Below are 25,545 nucleotides of genomic sequence, written 5' to 3'. Positions count from 1 at the left end.
CGACAGGCGATGGAAGGGGTCGGCAGCGACGTGCTGTTCAAGGCGCTGACGCGGCCGCAGATGGTGCTCGGCGTGCCTTACGGTTTCATCATCGGCAATGTCATCGTCGTTGCCGAGCTGTTCCTGCTGACCAAGTCCTTCTGGGTCCTCGCAATCGGTATCGCCGCGCATTGTGCCGGGTGGCTGGCCTGCCTGCGCGAGCCGCGCCTGATCGACATCTGGCTGGTCCGCATCCGCCGGACCCCGCGCAACCGCAATTTCGCGATCTGGCGTTGCAACTCTTACCGCCCCTGAGCCGCCGCAAGGATGCGGCCGATCGCGAGACATCGGCGGGCAGTCGCCTGCCCTACGTCGCGCAAATCGACGATCACACGATATTGCTGCGCGACGGCCGCTTGATGCAGGTCGTCCGGCTGGACGGATTCCTGTTCGAAACGGCGGACAGCGCCGAACTCGATCACCGCAAGGATCTGCGCGACGCGATGCTGCAGGCGATCGGATCGTCGCGCTTCGCTCTCTATCACCACATCCTCCGCCGTCCCGCACCGTCGTCGCTCGGCGGGCGCTTCGACAACGTGTTCAGCGAATTCGTCGACGATCGGTGGCGGGAAAGGCTGGCATCGCGGCGGCTGTTCGGCAACGAACTCTACGTCGCAATCGTCTGCCGTCCCGCCGCCGCCGGACCGCTGGGAGGAGCCGGCCTGCCGCTGCTCGGCGGGTGGCGGGATCGCCAGCGGGCGAACCGTGCGGCGGAGATGCAGGCCCTGAACGCGGCGCGTGACGCCCTGATCGCGGCGCTGGGGGCGTACGGGCCGCATCTGCTCACCAGCTACGATCGCGACGGCGTGTCGTATTCGGAACCGCTGGAATATCTCGCCGCGCTCTACAACGGCATTGCCCGCCCGGTCCGCCTGCCGGAGGGCGATGTCGGTGAATATCTACCGTATCGCCGGATCAGCTTCGGCGCCCGGACGGCGGAGCTGTCGGACGCCGCCGGCATGCCGCGCCGGTTCGTCGGCATCGTATCGATCAAGGAATATCCGGGCCGCACCGCGCCCGGCATGCTCGACGACCTGATGCGGCTGCCGTTCGACATGACCGTCTCGCAAAGCTTCGCCTTCGCCGAGCGCGGCAGTGCGCTCAGCCGCATCAACCTGTCGGTACGCCGGATGCGCGCCGCCGACGACGAGGCGATCGGACTGCGCGCCGAACTGGAACAGGCGCGCGATGCGGTGGCCTCGGGGCGTGCGGCGTTCGGCGAACATCACCTGACGATCGCCGTCAACGGCGAGTCCCCGCACGAGGTCGACGCCGGCTGCGCGGAAGTGCAGGCGGCGCTGTCCGATCTCGGCATCATCGCCGTGCGCGAAGATATCGGGCTGGAGGCGGCATTCTGGGCACAGATGCCCGGCAACTTCGCGTACATCGCGCGGCGCGGCCTGGTGTCAAGCCGCAACTTCGCCAGCCTGGCGAGCTGGCATAATTTCCCGGTCGGCCGCGCCACCAACAACCACTGGGGCGATGCCGTCGCAATCCTGGAGACGACGGCGGCGGGACCCTATCACTTCAACTTTCACGACGGCGATCTCGGCAACTTCACGATCATCGGTCCCTCGGGATCGGGCAAGACGGTGGTGCTGAACTTCCTGCTGGCGCAGGCACGACGGCACCGCCCGCGCATCGCGTATTTCGACAAGGATCGCGGGTCGGAGCTATTCCTGCGGTCGATCGGCGGCCATTACGACGTCCTGCGGCCGGGGCAGCCCGCCGGCCTGAACCCGCTGGCCTTACCCGACAGCGCCGGCAATCGCCGGTTCCTGCTCGGCTGGCTGACGCGCCTGCTCGCGCCCGACCGGGCGCTGTCGGCCGAGGAGAGCGCGACGCTGCGCGAAGCGATCGAGATCAACATGGCCGCGGCACCCGAATATCGGCGGATGAGCGCCTTCGCCCAGTTGCTGCGCGGATCGAGGCGACCCGATGCCGACGATCTCTACACGCGTCTGCAACCGTGGTGGGGACGCGGTCAGCACGCATGGCTGTTCGACAATGCGGACGATGCGGTGTCGATCGACGCGGAGGTCGTCGGCTTCGACATGACCCACATCCTCGACGATCCGATCACGCGGACGCCGGCGATGATGTACCTGTTCCACCGGATCGAGGAGCGGCTGGACGGCACCCCCACGATCATCGTCGTCGACGAGGGTTGGAAGGCGCTGGATGACGATGCCTTCGTGGCGCAGATCCGCGATTGGGAAAAGACGATCCGCAAACGCAACGGCATCGTCGGCTTCGCCACGCAGAGCGCCGAAGACGCGTTGTCCAGCCGCATCGCCTCCGCGATCGTGGAACAGGCCGCTACGCAGATCTTCATGCCCAATCCCAAGGCGCGGGTGGAGGATTATTGCGACGGCTTCGGCCTCAGCCGGCACGAGCATGAACTGGTCCGGTCGATGCCCCCATCGGCGCACGCCTTCCTGATCCGGCATGGACGCCATAGCGTCGTCGCCCGCCTCGATCTGGGCGACGAGCCGGAGATGCTGACGATCCTGTCGGGCCGCGAAACAACCGTACGCCGGCTCGACGCCTTGCGCGCGCAGGTCGGTGACGATCCCGTCGACTGGATGCCGCGTCTGCTGAAGATCGACATGGCGGAGGCGTTCGCATGAGCGTCGCAGCCTGCCTGCCCGGTTCGGGCGGGGAATCCCCGATCGGCGACCTGCTCGCGCTGACGGACTGCCGCGCGGCCGCGCTCGGTGCGGGCGGGTATCAGGCGATCGGTGACGGCGGCTGGTTCGCCGCGGTGCTGACCGGGCTTCTGACCGTCGCCATAGCCTTGCAAGGCTATCGCCTGTTGGTCGGTCGTGTCCCCGACCTCAATGCTGGGCTGTCGATGATCGTGCGGATCGGCATGGCGATCGCGCTCGCAAGCAGCACGGCGGCCTATGGCACGCTCGTCTACCGAGTCGCGACCGAGGGGCCGTTCGAAGTTTCGGCCCGTCTGACCGGGGCGGCGGGCCTCGCCACCGCCGATCTGCCCGGCCGCCTCGACCGCCTCTACACGGCGATCCGCCTCGACCCGGAAACCCGCGGACGTCTGGCAAGCGGCGGTAACGCGGTGGCGATGCGGACGCCCGCAATGACGGGCGATGCGGCGCAGCGCACGGCGGCGACCGCGCTCGTCGTCGTGTCCGCCGGGCCGTGGATCGCGGTCCGCCTGACGGTGGCGTTCCTGCTGGCGCTCGGCCCGTTGGCGGCGACGCTGCTGCTGTTCGATGCGACGCTGGGCCTGTTTCGCAACTGGCTGCGCGCCGTTGCCGGCGGTGCGCTGTCGCTGACCGGACTGGCCGTCGCGATCCCGCTGGAGCTGGAGGCGCTGGAACCCATCGTCGCGCGAGCCGGCGTCGGCACGCCGGATTATATCGCCATCGCCGCGGTGCTGGGCGTCTTCGCGCTCCTGTCCGGTGGCATCCTGTTCGCGGCGGCTCGCGTGACCTCCGTCGTACCGCTCGCGCCGCGCCGCTCGCCGGCGACGGCGGGCGATGACCGTGCGCCAGTGGCTGCCGTCATGCCGTTCGGACCACCGCCCACGACGGTGATCGCCGCTCCGACACAGCATGCGACCGCGCCTCCTTCGCTCCAGCGCTCGCATGCCGCGTCCGTCACCAACGCGCTCGCTGCGGCGGCGCGGCGCAGCAGCCCGGCCGTCGTCACGATCGAACAGGGCCACACGGGGACCGCCTCGCGCCGGATCAGCGTGCCGTCCCGCGCTCCGCTGCCGGCGCTCGCCCTGGCCGGTACCGGGGCCGCTTCCGCACATCGAGGCATGCCGACGCTACGCTCGCCATCCAACAGGAGTCCGCGCCGATGACCGACCGGGCCGAATATTACGAGACGGCGACCGCCTGGGCGCAGGACCGTCAGCGCGACCTGCTCCGCTCTCGCCGGGTCGCCTGGATCGCCGCCGGTGGAATTGCGGTGATCGCCGGCCTCGAAGCGTTGGCGCTGACGATGCTGCTGCCGCTCAAGCACACCGAAACGGTGGCGATGCTGGTCGATCGCACCACCGGGTATACGCAGGTTATCGATCCCGCCGCGCCGCGCCGCGTCCGTGCGGACCGCGCGCTGCTCAACAGCCTGCTCGCGCAATACGTCGCCGCGCGCGAAGGATATGACCGCGCCACCACCAACGACGCCTATCGCAAGGTCGCCCTCTGGTCGTTCGGCCCGGCCCGGGCGAGTTATCTGCGCGCGACGGACAGCCGCAACACCGACGTGGTGGCGGCCCGCCCCGGCCCCGGACAAATCGTCGACATCCGGATCAAGAGCGTATCGCTGCTGTCCCCCCGCAACGCGCTGGTCCGGTTCGAGGCGACGACCCGTGGCCGCGACGGGATCGGCACCGGTTCGCGGTCCTGGGTCAGCGTCATCGGCTTCCGCTTCGCCGAAGGCGCGATGGCGGTCGAGGATCAGTACCTGAACCCTCTCGGCTTCCAGGTGACCTCCTATCGCCGTGATGCCGAGGCACCCGAACTCCCCGCACAGGGAGACGTGATGTGACGGGGCTGCTGCCGATCGCCTTGATGCAGGCGGTGGCGATGGCGGTGCCGACACCGGCTGCCGATCCGCATCTTCAGACCGTGACCTATGACGAGGGTCGCATCGTGCCACTCCGCATCGCGCCGGGTTTCGTCGCCACCGTCGTCTTTGCCGATGACGAGCGGATCGAGAACGTCGCCATCGGCAATCCCGGCGGATGGCAGGTGACGCCGAACAAGCGCGGCGACCATCTGTTCGTCCGCGCCCTTCAGGACGGCGGATTGACCAATCTGGAGGTCGTCACCGATCGCCGCCACTACAGTTTCCTGCTGTCTACCAGCAGCGCGGGCGATCCCACCACGGCGTTCGTCCTGCGGTTCGACCATGTGCCGGACCGCTCGGGCACCCCGGCTGCACCGCTGCCGCCGGGCCGCTACACGGTGTCCGGTGCCCGCGCGATCCGCCCCGCGGCGATCGGAGACGACGGACGGACGACGCGCATCTGCTGGCCCGCCAAAACTGCGATTCCGGCGATCTTCTCGCGCGACGATGCAGGACGGGAACGGCTCGCCGACAGCCGCATGGAGGACGGCTGCTCCGTGATCCAAAGCATTGCCGCCCGCTACCGCTTCGTGGCCGGCGACGCACAGGCGGCGGCGCAGCGGCAGATACCGAAGCCATGAGAGATACCGCAGATCGCCCTGCTCCGCCGGAGGTCGATGCGCGTCCCGTCGTCGGCCTGCCACGCAGCGGGATGTCGACGACGGCGATCGGCGCAGGTGCCGCCTGCGCGACGATGCTGCTGCTCGTGATGCTCAACATCGACCGTCCCACGCTCGATCAGCCATTGCTGGCCACCAGCGGGACATCGAACTTCGGCGTGCCGCCGCGCCGCGCCGAACGATCGGCGACATCACCCGGGTGGGACGCCGTGGACGAAGCGGCTACGCGTGATCCGATGGCGATACCCCGGTCCCGCTATCCCTTCGTCGGCGACGATCGCGGCGGGTACGGGCGCACGGGGTCGTCGCTGTCGACCGCTGGCGGCTATCCGCCTGCTGCCGGCGCCTCGCCAGCCCCCTACACGCCGCCCCCGCCCTATGTCCCCGGACAGCCGTTCGGACCCGCTGCCGCGTCGGGGCCGGGCAACACCGAACCCGCGGCAACAACTCCGCTCGTCATCGACATCGATCGTGATGCCGCAGCGCCCCGTGGCGCGACCGCCGGCGCACCGGGGACGCTCGACGGCCCCGCCGGCACCACGCGCGCGATCCGGGCGACGTTGATCGCGAACCGTTCCAGCCTCGTGATCGAGGGCACGATCATCACCGCGACATTGGAAACCGCGATCGACTCGACGCGCCCCGGCGCGATCCGTGCGACGGTGGCGGAAGACGTCCGCGGCTTCGACGGCCGCCGCATTCTGATCCCGCGTGGCGCGCGACTGATCGGCGAGTATCGCGCCGACGTGCAAAGCGGCCAGCGTCGCGTCCTTGCCACCTGGACGCGGCTGATCCGGCCGGACGGTGTCGCCGTCCTGATCGCCGCTCCCGCCGCGGACGCGATGGGGGGTGCCGGCATCCCCGGCCGCGTCCAGAGCAACTTCCTGCAACGCTTCGCGTCCGCCGTGCTTCAGTCGGCGCTCAACGTCGGCGTCAATCTGGCATCACGCACCAACGGCAGCACGGTGATCGTCGGGCCGATCGGCGGCAACATGGGGCAGGTCCTGCCCACGCCGGAAGCCCGCCGCAGCATCACTATCGCGGCCGGAAAACCCGTTGCCGTGTTCGTCGCCCGCGATCTCGACTTCTCCGACGTACCGGGCTGGCGATGACGCTTCACGTCCCGATCGCCATACCCCCGTTGCCGCTGGCGTCACCAATGCCGCCGCCGGCTCCCGATTACCTCGACGCGTTCCTGGCACCGTTGCGACCATTGCTCGACCTGCCCGATGTCACCGACCTGTACGTCAATCAGCCGGGAGAGGTCTGGATCGACCAGCTCGGTCGGCCCACCAGCCGTTTCGTCGTGCCCGACCTGACCGACGATGCCCTGTGGTATCTTGCCCGCCAGGTCGCTCGCGTTTCCCATCAGGGGATCAGCCGCGCACACCCGATCCTGTCCGCCACCCTGCCGGCCGGCGAACGCATGCAGGTCGTCGCACCGCCCGCAACCCGCGGCGGCATGGCGATCGCGATTCGCAAACAGGCCTGCGCCGCGATGACGCTGGCGGATTATCAACGATCGAGCGCGTTCGCCGCCACCCGCCACAGCAGTGCCCCCGCCGATGCGGCCTTGCGAGGCTTGTACGCGGCGGGCGATTTCGCGAGTTTTCTCGGCGCGGCGGTCAAGGCGCGCAAGACGATCCTGATCGCCGGCGGCACGGCAACGGGCAAGACCACGTTCGCCAACGCCCTGATCCGGGAAATCCCGTCGGACGAACGCCTGATCGCGATCGAAGACACGCCCGAACTCGTGTTCGATCATCCCAACATGGTCGGCCTGATCGGCGTTCGCGGCACCCAAGGCGAAAGCGCGGCCGGTGCAGAGGCGTTGCTGCAAGCCTCGCTCCGGATGCGCCCCAGCCGCATCCTGCTGGGAGAATTGCGCGGCGCGGAGGCGTTCACCTTCCTGCGGGCCGTCAACACGGGCCATCCCGGTTCGATCACGACCATCCACGCCGACAGCGCAGACCTCGCGGTCGAGCAACTCGCGCTGCTGGTCCTCGAAGCGGGGATCAAGCTCGATCGGGCCGATGTCGCCGCCTATGTCCGCAAGGTCGTCGACGTCTTCGTCCAGCTCGATCGCAGCGGGGGCGTCCACAGCGTACGGTCGGTTGAATGGCCGGCTGGGGCCGGTCGTTAAACGCGGCCGGTGCTGGCAGTGGCTGGAGCCGCCGCTGACGGTTTGGTCGCGAAGGTGGCGGACAGCCCGTGATACAGCTTCTCGCGGCAGACGCCCATGCTTGCCCAGTCGGCGATGAAGGCCGTGGCGAACATCGGCAGCATCAGGCCACGGCTGGCGGTCGTCTCGGACAGGATGATGACCGCGGTCAGCGGCGCGCGAACGACCCCGGTGAAATAGGCGACCATCCCCAGGATCACGACCGCCGCCGCCGGCTCGCCCGGAAACGCGGCGCGCAGCAGGTTGGCGACGCCTGCCCCGACCGCCAGACTCGGCGCGAAGATACCGCCTGGCAGCCCGGCGACCGCCGTCGCGAGGGTCGCGAGCAGCTTGGCCGGCCCGAACCACAGGGGCGCATCCGCCCCGACGATCATCGCCCGCGCCGCGCCATATCCGGTGCCCCAGGTCAGCCCGGTGAACACGCCCAGCACAGCCACGACGCCGCCGCAGCCTCCCGCGAACAGCACCGGCCGCGCCTTGCTCCACCGCGTGATGCCGTGCCGCCCCGTCGCCAGCGTCAGCACCGCGCGCGAGAAGCCACCCCCCGCCAGTCCGCCGACGATCCCCGCCACCGGCACCACGATCAACGCTCCCGCGGTCGGCAGATGCGCGCCGATCGCGCCGAAGTACACGTAATCGCCCGCCAGGCTCTGCGCGACCATGCCGGCGATGACGATCGACGACAGCACCATCAGCGTCATCCGCTGCTCGTACGCGGCGGCGAGTTCCTCGATCGCGAACAGCACCCCCGCCAGCGGCGTGTTGAACGCGGCGGCGACGCCCGCCGCACCGCTGGCGATCACCACCGAGCTTTTCAGCGTCACCCGCATCAGCCGGTGGCTCAAACCCATCACCGCCGCCGCGATCTGCACCGTGGGTCCCTCGCGTCCCACGCTCGCGCCGCACAGCACCGCGCCCAGCGTCAGCAGCGCCTTGCCGACGACGGTACGGACGGCGATCAGCCCGCCAGTCGCCGCCACCGGGTCGCTGCGCGCCGCCATTACCTGCGGGATGCCCGACCCGCGCGCCAGCGGCACCCAGCGCCGCGTGATCCAGACGAGCGCCATGAACCCGAGAGGGGTCGTCAGCAGCGGCACCCAACGATATCGCTTTGCAAATCTGCCGAACATTTCGCCCGCGGCGTCCGACGCCTGCGCGAACAGCACCGCCGCGATCCCGATCGCCACCGCGCCGGCGATGACCGCGATCCTGCGCCGGAAGCGCACCGACGTCGGCCCCTGCGACCGCAGCAGCGCCCGAAAGCGCGACGGCGTCCAGCGTTTCGCTGAGGGGCTGATAGGAGACGGGTCGGGCACGCCCCCATTTAGGCGTCCACGTCGCCGCGCGTCACCCCCCGCGGATCAATCCTCGATGATCTGGCTGTGTTTGCTGGTGTCCTTCATCCGCCAGTACACGATCAGCGACACCCCGATCATCCCCGCGACATACCAGTAGAAGGCGCGCTCCGCCCCCTCCCCCTTCAGCCACAGTGCGACATATTCCGCGGTGCCGCCGAAGATCGTGTTCGCCAACGCATAGGGCAGCGCCACGCCCAGCGCGCGGACATGCGCCGGAAACAGCTCCGCCTTCACCACCGCGTTGATCGACGTATAGCCGCTGACGATCACCAGCGCCGTCATCACCAGCGCCCACGCCGCCAGCGGACTGCGCACCGTTTCCAGCGCGGTGAACAGCGGCACCGTCGCGATCAGCCCGGCGATCCCGAACCCGATCATCAGCGGCTTGCGCCCGATCCGGTCGGACAGCGCTCCCGCCGCCGGCTGCAACAGCGCATACAGCGCCAGCGCCGCCGTCATGATCCCCGTCGCCGTCTCGCGGCTGAAGCCCGAGGTGTTGACGAGGAACTTCTGCATGTACGTCGTGTACGCATAGAAGGCGAGCGTCCCGCCCGCGGTCAGCAGCAGCACCGTCGCCGCCTCGCGCGGATGCTCCCTGAACAACAGCCAGCCCCTGGACTTGGGCTTGTCGCGCGCATTTTCGAACGACTGCGTCTCGGCCAGACCGCGACGGATGCGAAATACCACGATCGCCAGCAGGCCACCGATCGCGAACGGGATGCGCCATCCCCACGCCTCCAGCTCCGCCTCGGACAGCACGCCCTGCAACAGCAACAGCGTACCGAGCGCCAGCAACTGCCCCGCGATCAGCGTCACATACTGGAACGACGAGAAGAACCCCCGCCGCGACTTGCCCGCCATTTCGGACAGGTACACCGCGCTCGCGCCATATTCGCCGCCGACCGACAGGCCCTGCATCAGCCGCGCCAGCACCAGCAGCGCCGGTGCTCCCCAGCCGATCGTCGCATAGCCAGGGCACACCGCGATCAGGAACGCGCCCGCACACATCAACGTCACCGACAGCGTCAGCCCTGCCTTGCGCCCGTGCCGGTCGGCATAGATGCCCATGATCCACGCGCCGATCGGCCGCATCACGAACCCGACCGCGAACACCGCCGCGGTGTTCAGCAGCTGCGCGGTCGGATCGCCCTTCGGGAAGAACACCGGCGCGAAATACAGGCCGAATGCCGAATACACGTACCAGTCGAACCACTCGACCAGATTGCCCGCCGATCCGCCCAGGATCGATTTCAGCCGGCCGCCCTTGTCGCTGTCTCCGGCCGCGCTCACTTCGCGAAGCCGCGTTTGACCAGCAGCGCCTTGATGTCCGGGTCACGACCGCGGAACTGACGATACGCCTCCGCGCGATCCGTCTCGTTACCCGTCGACAGCAGGATCGTCGCGAACTTGTCGGCGGTCGCCTTGTCCCACGGGCTGCCCGCCTCCTCGAACGCCGCGAACGTATCCGCGTCCATCGTCTCCGACCACAGATAGCTGTAATAGCCCGCGGAATAGGCGTCGGACGAGAATAGATGATTGAACTGCGGCAGGCGGTGCCGCATCACCATCTGCTTCGGCATGCCCAATTCCGCCAGTGTCTCGCGCTCGAACCGGTCGGGGTCGATCACGCCGTTCGCGACCGTATGCAGCTTCATGTCGACGATCGCCGACGACAGGTAGCTGGTCGTCGCATAGCCCTGGTTGAACGTCTTGGACGCCTCGATCTTGTCGAGCAGCGCCTGCGGCATCGCCGCCTTGGTCAGGTAGTGCCGCGCATATTTGTCGAGCACGTCGCGCGTCAGCAGCCAATGCTCGTTCACCTGGCTGGGGAACTCTACGAAATCGCGTGGCGTCCCCGCCAGTCCGGGATAGGTCACGTTCTGCAACATCGCGTGGATCGCGTGGCCGAATTCGTGGAACAGCGTCTGCGCATCGTCCAGGCTGATGAGCACCGGCTCACCCGGTGCGGGCTTGGCGAAATTGTTGTTGTTCGACGACAGCACGGTTTGCGCCGGCGGCAGGTTGCGCTGCCCGCGATACGTGTTCGCCCACGCACCCGACCGCTTGCCCGTGCGCGCGAAATCGTCGCGGTAGAACAGGCCGACCTCCTTGCCGGCGCGCGTCACATGCCACACGCGCATGTTCGGCTCGAACACCGGCACCGTGCCCGTGATCTCCTTGAACTCCAGCCCATACAGCCGGTTGGCGGCGTAGAGCGAACCCTGGATGATGTTGTTCAGCTCGAAATACGGCTTCAGCTGCGCCTGATCGAGGTCGTAGCGCGCCTTGCGGACCTTCTCCTGATAATAGGCGTAATCCCACGGCTCGATCGTCAGCTTCTGACCTTCCCGATCGGCACCCTCTCGATCGGCGATCGCCTGCATGTCGCGGACCTCTTCCGCGACGCGCGCCTTTGCGAACGGCCATACCCGCATCATCAGCGCCATCGCCGCGGCAGGCGTTTTCGCCATCGTGTCCTGCATCCGCCAGTCGGCATGCGTCTTGAACCCGAGCAGGTGCGCCCGATCCGCGCGCAGTTTCAGGATGCGGGCGATCGTCGTGTTCGTATCGTTCGCGTCGCCATTGTCACCGCGCATCATGAACGCGCGCCATACCGTCTCGCGCAGGGCACGGTCGCTGGCGAAGGTCAGCACCGGATCGACCGCAGAGCGCGTGTTGACGATCGCCCAGCCCGGCTGCTGGCGCTCCGCCGCCGCGGCCTTGGCCACCGCCTTGACGCTGTCCGGCAGTCCGGCGAGCTGCGCTTTGTCCGTCACGGTGATCGCGGTGCCCTCGTCCGCGAGCAGTTTGTTGGAGAAGTCGCTGAACGCCCCCGCAAGTTGCTGGTTGTACTCGGACAGCTGCCCCTTCTGCGTCGCGTTCAGCTTCGCACCTTGGCGGACGAAGCTGTCATAGGTGCGCGTCACCAGCCGCTGCTGCTGCGCATCCAGCTTCGATCGACCCGCGTAGATCGCCTCGATCCGCGCGAACAGCTTCGGATCGAACGTGATCGCATCCTGCGCTGCCGACAGCTTCGGCGACCATGTCTTCTCCAGCGCCTGATACGCCGGCGTGTTCATGTTGCTGGTCATCACCCCGAACAGCGTGCCGACCCGCTGCAATCGCACACCGGCCAACTGCATGGGCAGGAACGTGTTGGCGAAGGTCGGTGGCTCGGGATTGTCTGCGATCCGGCGATACTCGGCGGCGCGCTCGTCCAGCGCGGCGGCGAACGCGGCCGGGAACAGATCCGGCTTGACCTTATTCCATGGCGGCACTCCGCCGTAAGGCCCGGTCCAGTCGGCGAGCAGTGGATTGCTCTCCGCCGGTCGCACCACGCTGCCCTGAGCGGCAAGCGGGTCGGCAGCGAGAATGGTCACGAGCGCCGTAAGCGACGCGGCGAGCAGCAAATTACGCAATGGAGACTCCCGTTCATTCCCGGACATCATAGCCGGGATGAACGATCCGTCACCCGTTCAATTCGGTTTCGCCGGCAGCAAAGCGCCCCTGCTCCGCCCCGCTCACTCGCCGGGCGGTGCCGGATCCTGGGCCGCGGCGATCGCGGCCGCCGCAATCAGCCGTCGTCCGGTTTCCTCCGCACACGCTGGCGTCATCGCCACGGCAATGGCGTCGGGGCCATCCAGCAGGACCACCCCATATTCCGCGCTTGCGACGCCGGGTTCGGACAGGGGGGTCAGCGAAGCCATGGGTCAGTCCTTCCGGAGGTCGTCTGGGAAAAGATAGGCGGGGTCGAACTCGCCCAAGGTGGCAAGCGCGCGGCGATCGAGGATCTCCACGATGCCGTTGCGGAACACCAGCATACCACGTTCCCGCAACGACCGCAGGACGCGATTGACGTGTACACCGGTCAATCCGCACGCTTCCGCCAGATCGGCTTGCTTGAGCGGCAGCGGGAAGCGTCCGTCCGATGCCAGCCCGACCATCTCCAGCCGGACGTTCAGCTCGCACATCAAATGCGCGACCCTTCCCTCTGCGCCGAGCCGCCCCAGCCGGAAGATCCATTCGCGATGCATCGCCGCGTCGAGCAGGGTGGAGAACCAGAGCATCCGCGTCAGGTTCGGCCGGCCCTCCATGACCTTAGCGAGCGCGGTATGCGGCCACGATGCGACCTTCACCGGCCCCAGCGTCGCGATGTCGTGGTCGAGCATTTCCATCGGAAACCCGTGCAAGTCCACGAAATCGCCCGGAACATGGATGGCGACAAGCTGCCTTAGCCCTTCGCGGTCGTCCATGTACCGACAGATGAATCCTTCCAGCAGCATCGTGCTGACCGTCACGCGCTCCCCCGCCGTGATCATCAGCGTGCGCGCCGGCAGGCTCCGCACGGTCTGAGCCGATCCTTCCAGCGCCGCGATGTCGTCGGCCGTCAATTGGGACCGCCGCCTTCCCATCAGGAACCGGCCCGTAATGGTCTCGGTCCCTGTCATCTCCGCCATGCGTCACTCCGTGCATTCATGTTGATTGGGATCAACGTGACCGACTTTGATGCAACATTGCAAGAGGTTCGGGTGTTCCCGGCGACATGCATCATATCGCCTATGACAACCATCACGCGCTTGCGCGTGCTTTTGTCGACACCGTCGAACACGCGTCCTTCCCCTGCGTCGGAGCAAAATCCGCGCTGAGCCGCGGACAGATGGACATTCTGGTCGCCCGCAATCTCACCTCCGCTTGGGACGACCTCCGCATCCTGCCTGCTCTCGCCAAGACCGTGGGCAAATATCACGCGGACCGCGCTTTGTTTCGGACGCTGGTGGTGCTGTTCGAGGGGCCGGAAGACCTGTCCGAGGAAGTTTTCGAGCGGCACCTTTGGGCTCGCGCCCAGTCGCTGTCGGATAAGGACGAATGGCTCGGCTATCGTCCCGCGCCCGAGGTGTCGTCGGACCCCGACGATCCGCATTTCTCGCTGAGTTTCGCCGGGGAAGCGTTCTTCGTCGTCGGCCTGCATCCGAACGCGAGCCGCCCTGCCCGCCGTTTCCAGACGCCGGCGATGGTCTTCAACCTGCATGACCAGTTCGAGGTGTTGCGCGCCCAACAGCGCTACGAGAAACTGCGGGCGGCGATCGTCGCGCGGGACGTCGCCGTTGCCGGGTCGCCGAACCCGATGCTCGCCCGCCACGGCGAGATCAGCGAAGCGCGGCAGTATAGCGGTCGCGTAGTCGGTCCAGAATGGAAATGTCCGTTCAGCCGCACCTCGTCGGGTGTCGACGCACATGGTTGAGACGATCCCGCCACGCTCGGGCACGGCGTTCACGCTCGATCGCGGACAGACTCTGACGGTGATCGACCCAGAGGGAAAGCAGGTCGCGGACCTGCTGGCGTTCTCGCGCAATGACCTGCGGGAAGTCATCTCGTCCGGCCGCACGCTGGATTACGCCAGCCGCCTGTATCTGACGACGGGCGATCCACTCTATTCCAACCGTAGCAACGTCATGCTGCGGATCGTCGAGGACCCGGTCGGCCGCCACGATTTTCTGCTGACACCCTGTTCGAAGGATACGTTCCGGATCATCTACGGCGACACCGACCCGCACCGCGGCTGCTTCGGCAACCTCGCCGCGGCGCTTGCGCCCTACGGTGTCACGGAGGACGACATTCCGGTCGCGTTCAACTGCTTCATGAACGTGCCGATCGACGGCGTCACCGGCACCTTCACCGTGGAACCACCGCTCAGCGGCCCCGGCGACCACATCCGCTTCACCGCGGAAATGGACCTGATTATCGGACTCACCGCGTGCTCCGCACTGCAATCCAATGGCGGCGCGTTCAAGCCGATCCAGTACCGGATCGATTGACAATGGCCTGTTCCTCGCTCCGGCGAGGAACACCTGTCTTACTCTACGAACACCGGATCGATCACCAGCCCGGCGGCGGACCATTCCGGCACCGCCTCCGGCCGCATCGGCACCATGAAGCGCTTGCCGTTCGGACGCTCGATCTCGATGACGTCGCCGGCTCCGAAATTATCGATCGCGACGACCGTGCCGAGCGGCTCACCTGCGGTCGTGACCGCGGGCAGACCCAACAGGTCGGCGTGGTAATATTCACCCTCCCCCAGCGGCGGCAGCGCCGACCGGGGAACGGAGAGCGTAGTGCCGCGCAATGCCTCTGCGGCGGTACGGTCGCGCACTTCCGAAAAGCGCGCGATCGCACCGTTGCTGCCGGTGCGGAGCGATGTCAGCGTTAGCGCGCCGCCGTTGAAGCTGTTGTGCGGGGACAAATCCTCCGCAAACACCTTCAACCGCACTTCGCCCGCAATGCCGTGCGCGCCGACGACCGCGGCGAGCACGACACCAGCGTCATCCTTGGGGTGAGCCATCATCCTCCGCGGGGTCGGCATCGGCGCCCTCCGCCGGATCGGTCGTCGACACGCCCTGGTTGGTCGCGTCTTCGGCGTCGTCCGGCGCGGTGCGCGGGTCTGGGTTCAGATCCGGGGTCATCATGCACTCCTTGAACGGTTAGCCCTTGGGAAACGCACGACGACCCCGATCCGCTGCTCAGGCGGCGGTCTCTTCGGTCGCAGCGTCGTCACCGGCTGGCGCGTCCGCGGCCGGCTCCTCGGCGGCAGGAGCGGCGGCGGCGGCCGCAGCGGCCTCTTCCTGCGCCTTCAGCTTCTCGGCACGCTCCTCGGCGCGCTCCGTCGCCTTCTCGCCCGGCTTGCCCTTGTTCGGGTTGGTGCGGGCGGCGCGCTCACGAACGCCGGCGGCGTTCAGGAAGCGGGCGACGCGATCGGTCGGCTGCGCACCGACGGACAGCCAATGCTTCGCACGATCCGCGTCGAGCACGATGCGCTGCTCCGAATCCTTCGCGAGCAACGGGTTGTAGTTGCCGATCTTCTCGATGAACTTGCCGTCCCGCGGGCTGCGTGCGTCCGCAACGACGATGCGGTAGTACGGGCGCTTCTTGGAGCCGCCACGCGACAGACGGATGCTAAGTGCCATTGTAAGTCTTCCTTGCTTTTGATCTTCGCCGCGATCGACATCGGGGCATTATGGTTGGTGGAGCGCCTTCGCCGCTGACGGCTTAGGCAGGTTATTTCTTCTTCAGAAAATTCTCGAAACCGGGCGGCAGCTTCGGCATCTCGCCGGGGCCACCCAGACCGGGCAGTCCGCCCGGCAGACCGCCGCCCGGTCCGCCCGCCTTGGCCATCATCTCGCCCATGTCGGCCCCGCCCAGTGCGTTGCCGAGCCCGCCGAGACCGCCCTTGCCGAGCATCGCCATCATCCCCTTCAGGCCGCCCATCTTCTTGATCTTCTTCATGGCGGTGGCCATTTCCTGATGCATCTTCAGGAGCTTGTTGACCTCCTGCACCGTGGTGCCGGAACCCTTGGCGATACGGATCTTGCGTTTGGCGTTGATGAGTTCAGGCTTCGTCCGCTCCTTGGGCGTCATAGACCCGATCATCGCGTCCATCCGCACGAGCACCTTGTCGCTGCCCGGCGTCGCGGCCATCGCCGCCTGCGCCTTCTTCATGCCGGGCATCATGCCCGCCAGTGCGCCAAGGCCACCCATCCGCGCCATTTGCGCCAGCTGGGCACGCAGGTCGTTCATGTCGAACTGACCCTTGGCCATCTTCATGGCCATACGCTCGGCGTCTTCGGCCTGGATCGACTCCGCGGCGCGCTCGACCAGCGACACGACATCGCCCATGCCGAGGATGCGGCCGGCGACGCGCTCGGGATGGAACGCCTCCAGCGCATCCAGTTTCTCGCCGGTACCCGCGAACTTGATCGGCTTGCCGGTGACCGCCCGCATTGACAGCGCCGCGCCGCCACGCGCATCGCCGTCCATACGGGTCAGCACTACGCCGGTCAGCGGCACCTGATCGGAGAAGTTCTGTGCGACGTTCACCGCGTCCTGCCCGGTCAGCGCGTCGACGACGAGCAGGATTTCCTGCGGACGGGCGATGTCGGCGACCGCCTTCATCTCGTCCATCAGCGCCTGATCGACATGCAGACGCCCGGCGGTGTCGAGCATCAGGACATCGTAACCCTGCAGCTTCGCCGCCTGCATCGCGCGCCGGGCGATCTCCACCGGCTGCTGACCCGGCACGATCGGCAGCGTTGCGACTTCAACCTGCGTGCCGAGCGTCGCCAGCTGCTCCTGCGCATTCGGGCGATTGACGTCGAGCGACGCCATCAGCACCTTCTTGCGCTCGCGGCCGGTGAGACGCTTGGCGATCTTCGCGGTCGTGGTCGTCTTGCCCGAGCCCTGAAGCCCGACCATCATCACGACCGCCGGCGGGGTCACGTCGAGCAGCAACTCGCTCTCGTCCGCACCAAGCATCGCAACCAGCGCGTCGTTGACGATCTTGACGACCTGCTGACCCGGCGTGACCGAGCGCAGTACGTTCTGGCCGATCGCCTGTTCGGTGACGCCGTCGACGAACTGGCGCGCGACGGGCAGCGCCACGTCGGCTTCGAGGAGCGCGACGCGCACCTCTCGCATGGCCGCCCGCACGTCCGCCTCGGTCAGCGCACCGCGACCGCGCAGGCGATCGAAGACGCCACCAAGCCGGTCGCTCAGACTTTCAAACATGCGTACCCAGCCTCCTCATGCCACCCCAAGCAAAAAGCGCCGGCGGGCGAAACCTCGCCGGCCAGCGCGCATCGGGTGGATGCGTGTATTTCGGTGTCCGACGGATCGGACGTTGGCGGGACCTAGCGGGATAGCGACCGAAAGGCAAGGGTGGAGGATACCCACGCTGATGACGAAGGTTGGTTACGCGACCCCCGCCCACGCTTCGACGGCCGACGACCTACCACCCCCCGCCCGTCTCCTCCAGCCAGACCCGCTCCTCAGGCTTCGTATCCCGCCCCAACGCCGCATTCCGCCCCGGAAACCGTCCGAACCGCTCGAACACCTCCCGATGATCGCGCGCGAACGCCAGATTCGTCTCGATCCCCAACGCCTCGAACTTCTCCACGCACAGCCGCTGGAGCGATCCGTCCTCCGCGTGCATCAGCGGCATGTACAGGAACACCCGCTGCTCCGCCGACAGCCGCCGGTCGTAGCCGCGATCGATCGCCTCCAGCGTCAGCTCCGCCGCCAGATCGTCGGCCGCAAACGCCTCCGCGTTGCCACGATGGATGTTGCGCGAAAACTGGTCGAGCAGGACAATCGCCGCCAGCATCGTCTCCGGCTCGTCGCGCCACCCGCCCGCATGCCCGGCCAACACCGTATCGCGCCAACCGCCGAACCGCTCGGCGATGTCGCGATCGCGCTCTGCGTCCTTGGCGAACTGCTGCTCCTGCGAAAGGCCGAACCAATAGTCGAGCACGGCCTGCGCCTGCTCATGGACTTGCGTCGCGCCGGCCACTAGATCGCCCATCATGTCTCTCCCAGAGCCGGAGGTCGTCAGCCTCGGCTGCCGCCTCAACATAGCCGAGAGCGAAACGATCCGAACATTGGTCGCCCACCGCGACACAGTGGTCGTGAACAGCTGCGCGGTGACCAACGAGGCGGTGAAGCAAACCCGTGCCACGATTCGTCGCGTCCGCCGCGACCGTCCCGGTGCGCAGATCGTCGTGACCGGTTGCGCCGCAACGATCGATCCCGCGAGCTTCGCCGCGATGCCGGAGGTCACGCGCGTCGTCGCCAACGATGTGAAGTTGCGCCCGGAGAGCTGGGGTGGAACGGCCGCCGCGCCGACCGTCTTCGCCGGCCACGCCCGCGCCTTCGTGGAGGTTCAGAACGGCTGCGACCATAGCTGCACCTTCTGCATCATCCCGCAGGGGCGCGGCGCCAGCCGGTCGATCCCGGCCGGCGCCGTCGTGGATCGTATCGCGATGCTGGTCGACGCGGGTCATCGGGAAGTGGTGCTGACCGGCGTCGACCTGACCAGCTACGGCCCCGACCTGCCCGGCACGCCGACGCTGGGGATGCTGGTCGAGCGTATCCTGCGCCATGTGCCGATGCTCCAGCGTCTGCGCCTGTCGTCGCTGGACTCCATCGAGATCGACGCGCGGCTGTTCGAGATCGTGACAGGCGAGCCGCGTCTGATGCCGCATCTGCACCTCTCGCTACAGGCGGGCAACGACCTGATCCTGAAACGCATGAAGCGCCGCCATTCACGGGCACAGTCGGTTGCGATGGTCGAGCGCCTGAAAGTCGGCCGTCCCGACATCGCGATCGGCGCCGACCTGATCGCCGGCTTCCCGACCGAAGACGACGCGATGTTCGCGGATACGCTGGCACTGATCGCGGATTGCGACATCGTCTACGGCCACATCTTTCCCTATTCGCCACGCACCGGCACCCCCGCAGCGCGCATGCCGCAGGTCGCGCCGGAGGTCCGCCGCGACCGGGCGGCGCGGCTGCGCGCTGCGGCGGCGACCCGCAAGGCGGCGTGGCTCGCGAACGCGGTCGGCACCATGCAGGACGTCCTTATCGAGCGTCCGGGGGACCGCGGCCACACCGCCCATTTCGCGGAGGTCCGCCTCCCTACCCCCTCGGAACCCGGCAGCATCCGGCGAGTCGCGATTACCGGCGCTACCGACACCCATCTCATCGGAACGGCAGAATGAGCACTTGGCACGAGAAGCTGTTGGGCGGCTTCAAGCGGACATCGGACCGGCTGGTCGGCAATCTCGCTGGCCTCGGCGGCGCACGGCTCGACGATGCTACGCTGGACGATATCGAGGAGGCGCTGATCGCGTCCGATCTCGGCCCGCAGACCGCCGGCCAGATCCGCGAACGTCTCGCAGAGGGCAGTTTCGAGCGCAACATGGAGGAACTCGGCATCCGGCTGGTGGTCGCCGAGGAGGTCGAGAAGACGCTGGCGAAGGTCGCCATCCCGCTGGAGGTCACCGCCTTCCCGCGTCCGCAGGTGATGCTGGTGATCGGCGTCAACGGATCGGGCAAGACCACCACGATCGCCAAGCTGGCGCATCTGCTGATGGAGCAGGACTACGGCGTCATGCTTGCCGCCGGCGACACGTTCCGCGCGGCCGCGATCGGCCAGTTGCGGACCTGGGCGGACCGCGTCGGCGTGCCGATCGTCACCGGCAAGGAAGGCGGCGACGCGGCGGGCATCGTGTTCGAAGCGGTGAAGCAGGCGACCGCGACCGGCATCGACGTACTGATCGTCGACACCGCCGGTCGCCTCCAGAACAAGCGCGAGCTGATGGACGAACTTGCCAAGATCCGGCGCGTGCTGGGCCGGCTCAACCCCGCCTCCCCGCATGACGTGGTGCTGGTGCTGGACGCGACGACGGGACAGAACGCCCTCAACCAGATCGAGGTGTTCAAGGATGTCGCCGGCGTCACCGGCCTCGTCATGACCAAGCTCGACGGCACCGCGCGCGGCGGCGTGCTGGTCGCGGCGGCGGAAAAATACGACCTGCCGATCCACGCGATCGGCGTCGGCGAGGGCATGACCGACCTCCGCCCCTTCGACGCGAACGAGGTCAGCCGCATCATCGCCGGTGTCGAAGGAGCGCGGAAGTGACGATCGGTCAGGACATCTACGATAACGCCGCTGCGGGCACCGCGGAGGTGCGCGAGGGCAAACCGGGCATCCGCGTCGCCGTTGACTACGCCCCCCTGCTGGTGTTCTTCGCGATCAACTTCTTCGCCCCCGCCAACCCGATGATGCGGCTGGTCGGCGCGACGACCGGGTTCCTGAACGACATGGACCGCGTCGGTGCGCTGGTCATCGCGCGGGTGATCTGCGCGACCGCGGCGTTCATCGTCGCGACGATCGCGGCGATGATCGTCTCCCGCGTCAAGCTCGGCCGCGTGTCGCCGATGCTGTGGATTTCGGGCGGGCTGGTCGTGATCTTCGGCGGCCTGACCATATACTTTCACGACCCGCGCTTCATACAAATGAAGCCGACGATCGTCTACGCGACCTTCGCGGGCGTGCTGGTGTTCGGGCTGGCGACCGGACGCCCCCTGCTGGAGGGGCTGCTCGGGTCCGCCTACCCCGGACTGTCGGCGCTGGGCTGGCGCAAACTGACGCGCAACTGGGCCTGCTTCTTCGCGGGCATAGCCTGCCTGAACGAGACGGTCTGGCGGACGACCAGCTGGGACTTCTGGGTGGGTTTCAAACTCTGGGGCGCGATCCCGCTGACGCTGGCCTTCGCCCTCGCGAACATCCCCATGCTGCTGCGCCACGGTTTACAGACCGACGGCGGCACCGCGGCCAAGGAACTGCCGCCGGAATAAGGCTCCACAGGCAACCCTTGGCGTCCAGCTAGCGCAGAACGGCAACTCCATACCGCCAGCGGACGAACAGGCTCTACACCCGCTGGCCCAAGGAATTTTTACATCACCCGTTGTTGCGAGCGCGACTAAGCAATCAGCCGAACGCCCGACGCACTCGATACCTTCTCCGGCGCGCAACGTCGCGCCCATTTGCTCCGCAAATACTTGCCACGACAGTCGGGGCGGAGCAGCACCATCGTCCCGGACGCATCCGTCACCCGCACCTGTTCGTGCCTAACTCGCTTCAGACCTTTGCCTGTCGTGTGTCCCTGCGGAGGCGGGAACCCAGTATCGGGCTCTCGCCTTCGCCGGAGCAGATGCATGCCTGGGCGCCTGCCTTGACAATAAGAGAACCCACGGGCGAAGCGCGCCTATTGTATACCTTGAAACACGTCCCGATTGACGGGGCTCAGGGATGCGACGCAAAGTCGGAGACGCGCGCCGCCTGTGAACGGCAGTCCGGGCTACCGCGGCCCAGCGATGTCGTTGCCGATAAGATCGATGCCGATAAGATCGCCGGTCGCGGTGGCATACATGATCGCTGCGAAAAGCTTCTCGTACCGCGTCGCGAAAGCCATACCGTCGGACTTACGCGAAGGATCGAACGCCAGTGTCTGGCCCGCGACCCGCAGCGCGCTGCCCGGCTTGAGGCCACAATGCCGCTCCAGCTCTCGGCCATAGTCGCGCAGATCCCGGTAATCCGCACGCTTCGGAAATGCCTCGATCAATCCCAGCTTCGTGACGGCGGCCGTCGCTTCGGCAAGCATGCGTGGTCGCGCGAGATCATCGACATAGGCGTCGTAAGCCGAACCCACAGCCTTGTCATCGAAGGCCACGAACTCGACGCCAGCGGCGTCGTGAATGCAGGAAAACTGCCCGGCCGACACCGGAGCGTCACGCCGAATGACGATCAGCGCACTCTCCGACTCAGCTTCCCACGTCACCGACACCGCAGCGCGATCGAGCCCGCACGCGACCAGCTTGCTCGCGATGACCTCGGTCGGCGGCATTGCCGAAATGACGTCGATCATAAAACCTCTCCAGAAAGGCCGGGCCCATCGCCCGGACGCGCGTGGTCAGACCGGGCAGGACACCTTGACGAACGGGTCCACCACGAACGGATTGCTCCCCCCGAACGTCCGCACTCGGAAGTCGAAGCGCGCACCGCCCTGGGTCAGGCTGCCCGCGCCCGCCAGCGGCGAGCCGGCGGCTTTGACAGCAGCCTCCTTCATCATGCGGAACGCACCCCAGACACCGACCCAGCTTTTCACCGCCGGCGCCGCGCCGTCGATTGCGAACTCGACGGAGGCACCACCCGCGCCCGGCCAGTCGAATGTCGCCGGTACGCCGGACTTGCCGTCATAGGTCAGCGACTGCCCGTCCGCCTTCAACGTCACCGATTTCGCGCCCGATAGCGCCACCGGTTCGATCTGGTACACGAGCCGTGGCGCGTTCGGGTCCGCGGCGAAGAACGCGCGCGTGACCTTCTGCGCCGCCTGGAAGGATTGCAGCCCGGTCTCCGTCATGCCGATCTCGCTGGCATTGGGCAGCAACACCCATTCGGGCTTCGTCATGTCGACATAACCCGCCAGTTCCTGCGTCACGAACTTGGCGAACGCACCCTGCGGCGCGAAGAAATGGCCGAACTGCTTCAGCGAGATGTCGTTGGCCGATGCCGCGAGCAGCGGAAACGAGCGGCCGAGCACGTTGCGGCAATCCTCCCCGAAGTTGCCGCTCAGCGCCGCGCCCATCTGGCTCTTGCGCGCACCGCCCAGCGCGACGTTGGCGTCGCCCGCCACCGCCTTCACCAGCAAACCGGCGGGTGCGGGCATGTTCGCGCCGCTTTGGTCGAGCTGCGCGACCAGTGCCTTCACCTCCAGGCTGGCGGCCGACCCGGTCTCGCCGCCGCCACCGGGCAACACCGCGACCATGTTCAGCTTGTCCGCCAGCTGTCCCATGCTCGCCAGTGTCGCATCCAGCGGACCCGGCGCGCCGGGCTTGCCGACGAACAGGCGCAAGGGCTCGAACGCGCGCACCACTGCATCGCGTGGATCGTCGCTCGCGCCACCGCCGGCCAGCGCGTTGCTCGCCGCCGTGCCAGCCATCTTGCCGAACTGGCCGCCGGGCAGCTTCGGCATCTTCATCTTCGGCACCGCCGCACCCTTGCCGGTGGTGAGGTCGGTCGCCACAACGATCGCCCGCATGAGCGGCGCGATCGGTGACAGCGGCCCGGCGGCATCGCGCAGCCGCTGGATGTTCTCCGCCAGCGAAGACACCGGCCGTGGCTGCATACCCGCCATATAGTCGCGCCACCGGGTCAGGAACTCGTCGAAATACAGCCGCTGCAAATCCTGCTTCAGCGTGCTCATCTCCTCCGGAGTCATCCCCGCCCGCGCGCCGGTATCGCCGACCACCCAGCGCTCCTCGTCGAGTAGCTTAGGTCCGCTCGACAGCATCGGCACGAACACCTTGTCGTATCCGGTGCGCGTGAACAGTTGCGGGATGCCCGCCCCCGGCGCGAACGCACCGGCGGGGGCGAAGAACACCTCCGGCTGCGGACCGGCATTCTCGCGCGCGGTCCATGTCTCCCCGTCCGCCAGCGCGACGCTCTTCAGTCGGCCATAGACGCGCACGGACGCGGGTTGCGAGCGCAGGATCGACCGCGCCGCGTCCACCCGTGCCGTGTCCAGCGACACGGGCACGAACGCCCCGTCGAGCAGCGCGCGCGTGTGGCGCGCGACCTCGCCCGCCTGCACCTGCGCATCGGGGTCCTGCGACCGCGCCGCCCAGGCCGGCTGCACCCACGCCAGCAGCGCTTCCTCAGCCTTCGGACCGCGCCCACCCAGCACGAGGTAGGATTTCAGATCGTCGTAGAGCGCCGCTGGCGCAGCCCGATCGGCATCGATCCGGTCCTCCGCCAGCCGCGCGAGCATCGGCGTCATACGCCGTTGCAGGTCGCGGCCGTAGATCGCGCCGATCTCGCCCTCCAGCCGACCGCCCTGCCCCAGCCCCAGACCGAAGTCGCTGGCGGCGTCCATCTCGCCCCGCGCCTTTGCCAGCACGCCCAGTGCGGCAAGGTCCTGATCGGGCGTCGAGGTGCCCCCGCGCGACGTGCCGGCGGAATTCGAATACGCCGCGGCGGTGGCATAGACCGTGCCGATCAGCGCCTTGTTGCGAACATAGCCCCATGTCCAAAACCCGATCGCCAGCACCAGCGCCACCGCCGTCGCGACCGCGCCGCCGACATACACCTGCCGCTGCCGCTTCTCCGCGCCCGCGTTGCGATTGGCGAGCCCCGCTTCCGGGAAGACGAGGTCGGAGAACAGCCGCTTGAGAAAGTAGCTGCGCCCGCTGCCGACGCCGTGCGCCGGCGCCATCGCCGCGACGCCCATGTTCAACAGGATGCGGTCGACCGGATTCCCGGTCTGGTTGCCGGAGGTCAGATACACGCCGCGTATTCGCGCCGCCGTATCGAACCGCGAGGTCTGGCAGAGGGCCGCGAGCAGATCGGCAATCGGCTTGCGGAGCGACGCAAGCTGCGACGGAAAAGTCGCGATCTGGCCGCGCAGGGGCAATTGCCCCTCGTTCTGCATGCGATCGACCACCCGCTCCGAAACGCTGGCGACCAGCGCGTCGAAACCGGCGAGCACGGCGGCACTGTCGCTACCGTCGCCCGGCGCGGTCGACCCGAACACCTGATCCGACTCCGCATCGGTTGCGCGGGCGAAATACTCACGAAACCCGGCAAGCAGATCGGCCTTGGTGACCAGCAGATAGATCGGCAGCGTCTGGCCCAGCGTCTGCTGGATTTCGGCCAGCCGCGCGCGGACATGCTGCGCGTGATCCGCCATCTTGCGCGCGTCGGCGAAATCGGGCGCGGGGATCGCCACCAGCACACCGTTCAGCGGCTGGAGCGGGCGATGAGTCTTCAGCAGGTCGAGGAAACCCTTCCACCCCTCCGCATCGCGCGCCGCATCGATGTCCTGCGTCACGTAGCGGCCGGCGGTATCGATCAACACCGCCTCGTCGGTGAACCACCAATCGCAATCGGGCGTGTTCGGCTGTCCCCGCAGCGCCCGGTACTCGCCCGCGACCGCCGTCGGAAAACCGAGCCCGGAATTGAGCAACGCCGTCGTCTTGCCCGCGCCGGACGGACCGATGATCGCGTACCACGGCAGTTGATAGACATACGATCCGCGCCGCCCGACCTTGGTGCTGCGCAGCATCGTCAGCGCCTCGCCCAGCTTCGCGTCGAGCGCGGCACGATCCGCTTTCGGGGCGGCCAGCGCGTCGACCAGCGCGGCGTTCGCCTTTGCCGCCTTGCGCCTCTGCCACCACCAGTAGAGTCCGACGCCGACGATCGGCAGCAGCGCAACGACCAGCGCCACCCACGTATGACCGAGCGGGCGCCAGCCACCGATTGCGACCAGCGGCCCCACGAAGAACAGCAGCAGCCCGGCGAAGATCGCCCCGACGGCGCGCCAGAACCAGCGGTTCGCGAACAGTGACTTCACGC

24 protein-coding genes are annotated in these 25,545 nt (G+C 67.6%); 12 read left to right on the top strand and 12 right to left on the bottom strand.

What is annotated here, in order from left to right:
• Window positions 1-9 precede the first annotated feature (9 nt).
• From AC0CH8_RS15075 to virB11, 7 genes are read left to right on the top strand one after another with little or no spacing between them, the layout of a single operon-like run.
• On the top strand, window positions 10-294 hold the full coding sequence (locus AC0CH8_RS15075; protein WP_465240603.1) for a VirB3 family type IV secretion system protein: 285 nt from the start codon (window positions 10-12) through the stop codon (window positions 292-294).
• Complete coding sequence (locus AC0CH8_RS15070; protein WP_465240602.1) at window positions 273-2,669, top strand: VirB4 family type IV secretion/conjugal transfer ATPase; 2,397 nt, start codon at window positions 273-275, stop codon at window positions 2,667-2,669. Before AC0CH8_RS15075 ends, AC0CH8_RS15070 begins: the two co-directional genes overlap by 22 nt.
• Window positions 2,666-3,871, top strand: coding sequence for a type IV secretion system protein (locus tag AC0CH8_RS15065; protein WP_465240601.1), 1,206 nt, complete (start codon window positions 2,666-2,668; stop codon window positions 3,869-3,871). The genes AC0CH8_RS15070 and AC0CH8_RS15065 overlap by 4 nt, the downstream gene beginning before the upstream one ends.
• A complete protein-coding gene (locus tag AC0CH8_RS15060; protein ID WP_465240600.1) occupies window positions 3,868-4,560 on the top strand; it encodes a VirB8 family type IV secretion system protein in 693 nt (230 codons plus the stop codon). Before AC0CH8_RS15065 ends, AC0CH8_RS15060 begins: the two co-directional genes overlap by 4 nt.
• Window positions 4,557-5,222, top strand: a complete 666-nt coding sequence (locus AC0CH8_RS15055) for a TrbG/VirB9 family P-type conjugative transfer protein (RefSeq protein WP_465240599.1) — start codon at window positions 4,557-4,559, stop codon at window positions 5,220-5,222. The genes AC0CH8_RS15060 and AC0CH8_RS15055 overlap by 4 nt, the downstream gene beginning before the upstream one ends.
• Window positions 5,219-6,373 (top strand): TrbI/VirB10 family protein, encoded by a 1,155-nt coding sequence (locus tag AC0CH8_RS15050; RefSeq protein WP_465240598.1) that lies wholly within the window; start codon window positions 5,219-5,221, stop codon window positions 6,371-6,373. Before AC0CH8_RS15055 ends, AC0CH8_RS15050 begins: the two co-directional genes overlap by 4 nt.
• Complete coding sequence (gene virB11 / locus AC0CH8_RS15045) at window positions 6,370-7,404, top strand: P-type DNA transfer ATPase VirB11 (RefSeq protein ID WP_465240597.1); 1,035 nt, start codon at window positions 6,370-6,372, stop codon at window positions 7,402-7,404. The genes AC0CH8_RS15050 and virB11 overlap by 4 nt, the downstream gene beginning before the upstream one ends.
• On the opposite strand, the gene AC0CH8_RS15040 is transcribed toward virB11, so the two are convergent.
• From AC0CH8_RS15040 to AC0CH8_RS15020, 5 genes are all read right to left on the bottom strand, one after another.
• Window positions 7,401-8,759 (bottom strand): chloride channel protein, encoded by a 1,359-nt coding sequence (locus tag AC0CH8_RS15040; RefSeq protein ID WP_465240596.1) that lies wholly within the window; start codon window positions 8,757-8,759, stop codon window positions 7,401-7,403. The genes virB11 and AC0CH8_RS15040 overlap by 4 nt on opposite strands.
• Window positions 8,760-8,804: 45 nt before the next feature.
• Window positions 8,805-10,091, bottom strand: a complete 1,287-nt coding sequence (locus AC0CH8_RS15035) for an MFS transporter (protein ID WP_465240595.1) — start codon at window positions 10,089-10,091, stop codon at window positions 8,805-8,807.
• The gene (locus AC0CH8_RS15030) at window positions 10,088-12,220 is read right to left on the bottom strand and encodes a M3 family metallopeptidase (RefSeq protein WP_465240594.1); all 2,133 of its coding nucleotides are present in this window, start codon (window positions 12,218-12,220) and stop codon (window positions 10,088-10,090) included. Before AC0CH8_RS15030 ends, AC0CH8_RS15035 begins: the two co-directional genes overlap by 4 nt.
• 102 nt (window positions 12,221-12,322) lie before the next feature.
• On the bottom strand, window positions 12,323-12,508 hold the full coding sequence (locus tag AC0CH8_RS15025) for a hypothetical protein (protein ID WP_465240593.1): 186 nt from the start codon (window positions 12,506-12,508) through the stop codon (window positions 12,323-12,325).
• A gap of 3 nt (window positions 12,509-12,511) precedes the next feature.
• A complete protein-coding gene (locus AC0CH8_RS15020; protein WP_465240592.1) occupies window positions 12,512-13,258 on the bottom strand; it encodes a Crp/Fnr family transcriptional regulator in 747 nt (248 codons plus the stop codon).
• Window positions 13,259-13,344: 86 nt separating this feature from the next.
• Here AC0CH8_RS15020 and gntA point away from each other — a divergent pair, with 86 nt between their 5' ends.
• Entirely contained in the window at window positions 13,345-14,043 is a 699-nt protein-coding gene (gntA, locus tag AC0CH8_RS15015) for a guanitoxin biosynthesis heme-dependent pre-guanitoxin N-hydroxylase GntA (protein WP_465240591.1), read from the top strand.
• Window positions 14,036-14,617, top strand: coding sequence for a DUF1989 domain-containing protein (locus AC0CH8_RS15010; protein ID WP_465240590.1), 582 nt, complete (start codon window positions 14,036-14,038; stop codon window positions 14,615-14,617). The genes gntA and AC0CH8_RS15010 overlap by 8 nt, the downstream gene beginning before the upstream one ends.
• A gap of 38 nt (window positions 14,618-14,655) precedes the next feature.
• Here AC0CH8_RS15010 and rimM read toward each other — a convergent pair whose 3' ends face one another.
• The 5 genes from rimM to AC0CH8_RS14985 all read right to left on the bottom strand — a co-directional run bounded on the left by rimM (window position 14,656) and on the right by AC0CH8_RS14985 (window position 18,156).
• Complete coding sequence (rimM, locus tag AC0CH8_RS15005; protein WP_465240589.1) at window positions 14,656-15,144, bottom strand: ribosome maturation factor RimM; 489 nt, start codon at window positions 15,142-15,144, stop codon at window positions 14,656-14,658.
• Window positions 15,122-15,265: a hypothetical protein gene (locus AC0CH8_RS15000; RefSeq protein ID WP_204193600.1), complete on the bottom strand. Its 144-nt coding sequence runs from the start codon at window positions 15,263-15,265 to the stop codon at window positions 15,122-15,124. The genes rimM and AC0CH8_RS15000 overlap by 23 nt, the downstream gene beginning before the upstream one ends.
• A gap of 54 nt (window positions 15,266-15,319) precedes the next feature.
• Window positions 15,320-15,763, bottom strand: coding sequence for a 30S ribosomal protein S16 (gene rpsP, locus AC0CH8_RS14995; RefSeq protein WP_465240588.1), 444 nt, complete (start codon window positions 15,761-15,763; stop codon window positions 15,320-15,322).
• A gap of 91 nt (window positions 15,764-15,854) precedes the next feature.
• Entirely contained in the window at window positions 15,855-17,360 is a 1,506-nt protein-coding gene (gene ffh / locus AC0CH8_RS14990; protein WP_204193610.1) for a signal recognition particle protein, read from the bottom strand.
• A 220-nt stretch (window positions 17,361-17,580) separates the two neighbouring features.
• Window positions 17,581-18,156, bottom strand: a complete 576-nt coding sequence (locus AC0CH8_RS14985; RefSeq protein ID WP_465240587.1) for a DUF924 family protein — start codon at window positions 18,154-18,156, stop codon at window positions 17,581-17,583.
• Here AC0CH8_RS14985 and AC0CH8_RS14980 point away from each other — a divergent pair.
• The 3 genes from AC0CH8_RS14980 to AC0CH8_RS14970 all read left to right on the top strand — a co-directional run bounded on the left by AC0CH8_RS14980 (window position 18,155) and on the right by AC0CH8_RS14970 (window position 20,990).
• Window positions 18,155-19,348 carry a MiaB/RimO family radical SAM methylthiotransferase gene (locus AC0CH8_RS14980; protein ID WP_465240586.1) on the top strand — a complete coding sequence of 398 codons (1,194 nt, stop codon included), beginning with the start codon at window positions 18,155-18,157 and terminating at the stop codon, window positions 19,346-19,348. The two genes, AC0CH8_RS14985 and AC0CH8_RS14980, sit on opposite strands and share 2 nt — an antisense overlap.
• Window positions 19,345-20,271: a signal recognition particle-docking protein FtsY gene (gene ftsY / locus AC0CH8_RS14975; protein WP_465240585.1), complete on the top strand. Its 927-nt coding sequence runs from the start codon at window positions 19,345-19,347 to the stop codon at window positions 20,269-20,271. Before AC0CH8_RS14980 ends, ftsY begins: the two co-directional genes overlap by 4 nt.
• Before the next feature lie 68 nt (window positions 20,272-20,339).
• Window positions 20,340-20,990 (top strand): inner membrane-spanning protein YciB, encoded by a 651-nt coding sequence (locus tag AC0CH8_RS14970; RefSeq protein WP_465240640.1) that lies wholly within the window; start codon window positions 20,340-20,342, stop codon window positions 20,988-20,990.
• Window positions 20,991-21,493: 503 nt separating this feature from the next.
• Here the strand turns inward: AC0CH8_RS14970 and AC0CH8_RS14965 are convergent.
• Both AC0CH8_RS14965 and tssM read right to left on the bottom strand, forming a co-directional pair.
• On the bottom strand, window positions 21,494-21,979 hold the full coding sequence (locus tag AC0CH8_RS14965; RefSeq protein WP_465240584.1) for a hypothetical protein: 486 nt from the start codon (window positions 21,977-21,979) through the stop codon (window positions 21,494-21,496).
• A 126-nt stretch (window positions 21,980-22,105) separates the two neighbouring features.
• The gene (gene tssM, locus AC0CH8_RS14960) at window positions 22,106-25,543 is read right to left on the bottom strand and encodes a type VI secretion system membrane subunit TssM (protein ID WP_465240583.1); all 3,438 of its coding nucleotides are present in this window, start codon (window positions 25,541-25,543) and stop codon (window positions 22,106-22,108) included.
• Window positions 25,544-25,545: the final 2 nt, after the last annotated feature.

This window comes from Sphingomonas sp. AC435, from assembly GCF_979253005.1.
This window is presented reverse-complemented; position numbering and strand designations above follow the sequence as displayed.

Excerpts from the sequence above, each read along its gene's own strand:
- AC0CH8_RS15075 (WP_465240603.1), top strand. The coding sequence starts at position 10 with ATGGAAGGGGTCGGCAGCGACGTGCTGTTCAAGGCGCTGACGCGGCCG.
- AC0CH8_RS15065 (WP_465240601.1), top strand. The coding sequence starts at position 2,666 with ATGAGCGTCGCAGCCTGCCTGCCCGGTTCGGGCGGGGAATCCCCGATC.
- AC0CH8_RS15060 (WP_465240600.1), top strand. The coding sequence starts at position 3,868 with ATGACCGACCGGGCCGAATATTACGAGACGGCGACCGCCTGGGCGCAG.
- AC0CH8_RS15050 (WP_465240598.1), top strand. The coding sequence starts at position 5,219 with ATGAGAGATACCGCAGATCGCCCTGCTCCGCCGGAGGTCGATGCGCGT.
- virB11 (WP_465240597.1), top strand. The coding sequence starts at position 6,370 with ATGACGCTTCACGTCCCGATCGCCATACCCCCGTTGCCGCTGGCGTCA.
- AC0CH8_RS15025 (WP_465240593.1), bottom strand. The coding sequence starts at position 12,508 with ATGGCTTCGCTGACCCCCCTGTCCGAACCCGGCGTCGCAAGCGCGGAA.
- AC0CH8_RS15020 (WP_465240592.1), bottom strand. The coding sequence starts at position 13,258 with ATGGCGGAGATGACAGGGACCGAGACCATTACGGGCCGGTTCCTGATG.
- gntA (WP_465240591.1), top strand. The coding sequence starts at position 13,345 with ATGCATCATATCGCCTATGACAACCATCACGCGCTTGCGCGTGCTTTT.
- AC0CH8_RS15010 (WP_465240590.1), top strand. The coding sequence starts at position 14,036 with ATGGTTGAGACGATCCCGCCACGCTCGGGCACGGCGTTCACGCTCGAT.
- rimM (WP_465240589.1), bottom strand. The coding sequence starts at position 15,144 with ATGATGGCTCACCCCAAGGATGACGCTGGTGTCGTGCTCGCCGCGGTC.
- AC0CH8_RS15000 (WP_204193600.1), bottom strand. The coding sequence starts at position 15,265 with ATGATGACCCCGGATCTGAACCCAGACCCGCGCACCGCGCCGGACGAC.
- rpsP (WP_465240588.1), bottom strand. The coding sequence starts at position 15,763 with ATGGCACTTAGCATCCGTCTGTCGCGTGGCGGCTCCAAGAAGCGCCCG.
- ffh (WP_204193610.1), bottom strand. The coding sequence starts at position 17,360 with ATGTTTGAAAGTCTGAGCGACCGGCTTGGTGGCGTCTTCGATCGCCTG.
- AC0CH8_RS14980 (WP_465240586.1), top strand. The coding sequence starts at position 18,155 with ATGTCTCTCCCAGAGCCGGAGGTCGTCAGCCTCGGCTGCCGCCTCAAC.
- AC0CH8_RS14985 (WP_465240587.1), bottom strand. The coding sequence starts at position 18,156 with ATGATGGGCGATCTAGTGGCCGGCGCGACGCAAGTCCATGAGCAGGCG.
- ftsY (WP_465240585.1), top strand. The coding sequence starts at position 19,345 with ATGAGCACTTGGCACGAGAAGCTGTTGGGCGGCTTCAAGCGGACATCG.